This is a genomic window from Kitasatospora sp. NPDC096077 (assembly GCF_040303245.1).
In the GTDB taxonomy this organism is placed as follows: Bacteria; Actinomycetota; Actinomycetes; order Streptomycetales; family Streptomycetaceae; genus Kitasatospora.
Map to the genome: position 1 here is coordinate 28392 of NZ_JBEOSV010000091.1, position 4073 is coordinate 32464.

Annotated in this window: 4 protein-coding genes; all 4 read left to right on the forward strand. The window is 72.9% G+C overall.

The genetic code is table 11. The annotated features are described in order from the left end of the window. Positions 1-142 precede the first annotated feature (142 nt). Genes ABTZ03_RS40390 through ABTZ03_RS40405 form a run of 4 tightly spaced genes read left to right on the forward strand, consistent with a single transcriptional unit; the run spans position 143 to position 3936 of the window. The gene (locus tag ABTZ03_RS40390) at positions 143-1297 is read left to right on the forward strand and encodes a multinuclear nonheme iron-dependent oxidase (RefSeq protein ID WP_350518222.1); all 1155 of its coding nucleotides are present in this window, start codon (positions 143-145) and stop codon (positions 1295-1297) included. Beyond that, positions 1297-2115 (forward strand): multinuclear nonheme iron-dependent oxidase, encoded by an 819-nt coding sequence (locus ABTZ03_RS40395; protein WP_350518223.1) that lies wholly within the window; start codon positions 1297-1299, stop codon positions 2113-2115. Before ABTZ03_RS40390 ends, ABTZ03_RS40395 begins: the two co-directional genes overlap by 1 nt. Further along, positions 2054-2596 (forward strand): hypothetical protein, encoded by a 543-nt coding sequence (locus tag ABTZ03_RS40400; protein ID WP_350518224.1) that lies wholly within the window; start codon positions 2054-2056, stop codon positions 2594-2596. Before ABTZ03_RS40395 ends, ABTZ03_RS40400 begins: the two co-directional genes overlap by 62 nt. Then, a complete protein-coding gene (locus ABTZ03_RS40405) occupies positions 2593-3936 on the forward strand; it encodes an MATE family efflux transporter (RefSeq protein WP_350518225.1) in 1344 nt (447 codons plus the stop codon). Before ABTZ03_RS40400 ends, ABTZ03_RS40405 begins: the two co-directional genes overlap by 4 nt. Positions 3937-4073 lie beyond the last annotated feature (137 nt).

Below are 4073 nucleotides of genomic sequence, written 5' to 3' on the forward strand. Positions count from 1 at the left end.
CAATGATCGACATCCAGGACATCGAGGTCATGGCCGAGGCCCTGACCTGCGGCAGCTACAACAAGGGCTGAGTCATCGGGTGGGCGCGCCCCGGAAACGGGGCGCGCCCCCGCCGTCCCCGGAAGCAGGTGGAGAGAAAGAAATGCAAGCGACAGTTCTGCCGGTCCGCGACGACCTGCTCCGCGTGGGCGGGTCGTTCACCCCGGGATTCCTCGACCCGGACCCGTCCCGGCGGCTCGCCATCGTCGGCGAGAACCCCTTCCTGGAATTCGGGTTCAACGAGTGGCGGAAATGGGAGGGCCTCGACGGGGTGCCGGAGGTCCCGGAGTTCTCCCTGCACCTGGGGCGCACCGCGATCTGCGAGGGCCCGCGGGAGCAGGCCCGCTACATCGACTACGTGATGGACCAGTCGGCCACCCGCCGCAACAAGCCGACCTCCATCGGGGTCCACGTCACCGGCGACCGGGCCCTGGGCGGCGGTTCGTTCGGACTCCACTCGTACTTCACCGGCACCAAGGAGGAGGAGGACCGCGCCGTCCGCTTCCTCACCGACCTCCACCGGACCTCGGGCCTGCCCGTCTGGGTGGAGAACGCCAACTGCTACTCCGCCTCCGCCCGGGGCATCCTGGACGCCTGGCAGGCGGTGACCCGCATCTGCGAGAACACCGGCACCGGCCTCATCGTCGACCTGGCCCACCTCTACATCGACGCCGTCAACTGCGGTGTCCCCGTGGAGGTCCTGCTCGGCGCGATCCCGTGGTCCCAGGTGGTCGAACTGCACCTGTCGGGCATCCGCACGGGACGGGACGGCACCCTCCACGACGGCCACTCCGTGGCGGTCCACGAAGGCGTGTGGTCGCTGCTGGACACCGTGCTGGACCAACGGCTGCTCACGGACACCCAGCCCGTCACCGTGATCGTCGAGCACGCGGACCTCACCTGGACGGACCGGCCCGACCAGTACTACGCCGACTTCGCCCGGGCGGCATCGGCCCTGGAGCGGCACCGGGCGGCGGGAGCCGCGGGAGCCGGGGAGAAGGAGCCGCACGACTACGGCGTCCCCTACTGCCGCGCCTACCTCCGCCAGCTGTGCAAGGGCTGGATCCCGGGCCTCGCGGAGGCCTCCGAACAGCGCGGCCTGTCCTACGTCGACCTGTTCGACCGGTGGGTGGACGACGTCCGCGGCCGCGGCAAGCGCATCGTCCTCAACCTCGACGAGATCCCGCCGGCCGAACGCCCCGGCGCGGTCAGCGCCCCCCAGGACCTGCTGGCCTACGCCAAGGAGGCGCTGCGCTGATGCTGATCGGTGTCAATGTGACCTCGCCGGACACCCTGGAGATGGCCTGCGGGCTGCGCGACTCCGGTCACGTCGACTTCGTCGAGGTCCTGATCGACGGCTTCGCCCACCTCGACCCGAAGGAGTTCCGCCGCACGGTCGGTGACCTCCCGGTCGGCTGCCACATCATGCTCTCCCGGTTCCTCGACCCGGACCGGGCGCGCCTCGACCACTACCTGGACCTGGTGAACCGGTGGCAGGCGGACTGCGGCCTGCTCTACGTCAGCGACCACATCGCCCACTTCTCCCACAACGGCCAGCCGCTGTCCCTGGCCATGGAGGTGGACTACCACGCCTGGCAGCCGGTGATCGACTCCGTGCGCGCCTGGCAGGAGGAGCTCGGCACCGTCCTCGCCGTGGAGAACTTCCCCTCGCAGGCCCCCTCCGACATCCCCCAGGCCCGCGCCTACGCCGAACTCGTCGAGGCCACCGGCTGCGAGGTCCTCATGGACGTGTCCAACGCGGTGGTCGCCCAGCTCAACACCGGGCAGCCCGCCGCCGCGTGGGCCGACGTGCCGGGCGTGGGCCGCCGGTTCCACCTGGCCGGCTACAGCCCCTCCCCGACCTCCGACTCGCTCGTCATCGACAGCCACGACTCCCCCGTCAGCGACGACACCCTCGCGCTGGTCGCGACGTTCGCCGGCCGCGCCGCACCGGACGCCACGCTCGTCGTCGAACGCGACGCCAACCACGACCTGGACGAATGGAGAACGGACCTTGACCGCACCCGCGCCGCAGTCGTCGCGGCTCGACGCCTGCATCAGCCCCACCGCGCGTGACTCCCTCGCCCCGGGCTCCCGTGACCGGCTGATCGCCCAGGAATCGCTCCGCATCCGCTGGCACCAGCTCTTCGACCGCATCCCGCGGCTGGCCGAACGTCTGCCGGACACCACCGACCTCTACGAGGCCTTCCTCGACTGGGCGGTGGCCGCGGGGCGCCGGCTGGACTGGCGCATGCACCTGCACTTCCTCGAATTCCTGGACGGCCGGGGCATCGCCCTCCGACCGCAGGACCACGTCGAACTGCTCGCGGCCTCGGCCGCCCGCTGGTTCGCCTCACCGGAGCACCGGCACCGCGGCCTGGCCCTCACCACCGGGACCACCGCCCCCAAGGTCGTCGTGGCGCTCAAGGGGCGCATCCCCCTGGAGCGCGGCCGGGTGAAGCTCGCCGAGGTGCCGGGGCTGGACCCGGCACCGGGCATCCGGTGGTCGCTGTCCCGTTCCGGCGACTTCGCCGTCCTCACCTGGAGCCCGCTGTGACCGGCGCGACCGCCCCCACCCCGGCACTGGGCCGACGCGTCCTCGCCCTGATGGGCCCGATGATGGTGGCGTCCGTCATGGGCCAGGCCATCGCCCAGACCGACCTGTGGGTGATCAGCACCCTGGGCGAGCAGGCCGTGGCAGCCGCCGCCCTGCCGCAGCGGCTGCTCCTGCTCGACTCGATCACCGCCATGGCGATGGGCCCCGTCGTCGGGCTGTCCGTGGCCGGGGCCCGGTCCGCGCACGCCCGCCGGCGGGCGGTGCAGGGCGGGCTGGTCGGTGCCGCGGCCGCCGGGCTGCTGGTCGCGGCGATCGGCCTGGCCGTGCTGCCGTACCTGGTGGACACCCTGCCCGCCGCACCGGGCATCCGCGACGACACCCGGTCGGCCCTGTTCTGGCTGCTGGCGGCCGCCCCGGTCCGCCTCGCCCAGTTCGTGGGCGCCATGGCCCTCTTCGCGCTCCGGCGCTCGCGCCCGCTGCTCACCCTGTACGGCGTGGCCGTCGTCGCCAACGCCGCACTCGACTGGTTCCTCGTGCACGGGGCCGGACTGGGCTTCGCCGGCGCCTACGCCGCGACCTCCGCCATCGCCGCCCTCGAATGCGCCGTCACCGTCTGGCTGTTGCGTGACCACCTGTCCCGCTCCCTCCGGCTCCGCGACAGCGCCCGCTGGCTGCGCCAGGTGGCGCGCACCATGCTCACCGAGTGGGGGCACATGCTCTCGGTGATCGGCTTCGACCTGCTGCTGGTCCTCGCACTGACCCTCAGGGCCTCGTGGGACGACCGGCTCGCCGCGTTCTCCGCCGGGGCCGTCCTCACCGCGACGCTGCACATCCCGATCACGGCCATGGTCAACGCGACCGGCATGGTCTGCACGGACGCGGCCCCCTCCGCACGGGACTGGCGGAACCTGCGCGGCGGCGTGCTGGCCGTGTCCGCGACCGTCGGCGCCCTCGTCGCGGGCGCGGCCTGGACGGTGCTGCCGGGGTTCTACGGCCTGCACGGCACGGCCGCGACCTGGTTCACCTGGCTGATGGTCGCCCAGGCCGCCGCCCTCCCCCTCCGCCTCCTGGCCGCCACCGCCGAAGGCCGGCACAAGGCCGCCGACCGCTTCGGGGTGGTGCTGCGCCTGCGGCTGCTCCAGGAGTTCGGCATCGCCCTGCCGGTCTTCCTCGCGGGCCTGCTGACGGACAACGCGGTCCTCGCCTGGTCGGGCATCGTGCTGGGCTGCGCGGTCAACTACCGGCTGCTCCGGGCCCCCGCGCCCCGCCGCCCACCGGGCCTGCCCTTCGGCGTCCGGCCCGCCGACCGGGCCGGCGGGAAGAGCCTGAGCCCTTCCTGAGCCCCACGGCGGCGGGCCCGCCGCTCAGTCGCATGCCTCCGGCTAGGTCCTGTCCGGCCGATCTTGGCGGATCAGCGCGCGGCGTTGGGCGCCCGGCTGGGCGTGCGCCCGAGTCGGCCTCGTACTGGACGTACTTG

Coding starts and splice junctions, on each gene's coding strand:
- ABTZ03_RS40390 (WP_350518222.1), top strand. CDS start 143: ATGCAAGCGACAGTTCTGCCGGTCCGCGACGACCTGCTCCGCGTGGGC.
- ABTZ03_RS40395 (WP_350518223.1), top strand. CDS start 1,297: ATGCTGATCGGTGTCAATGTGACCTCGCCGGACACCCTGGAGATGGCC.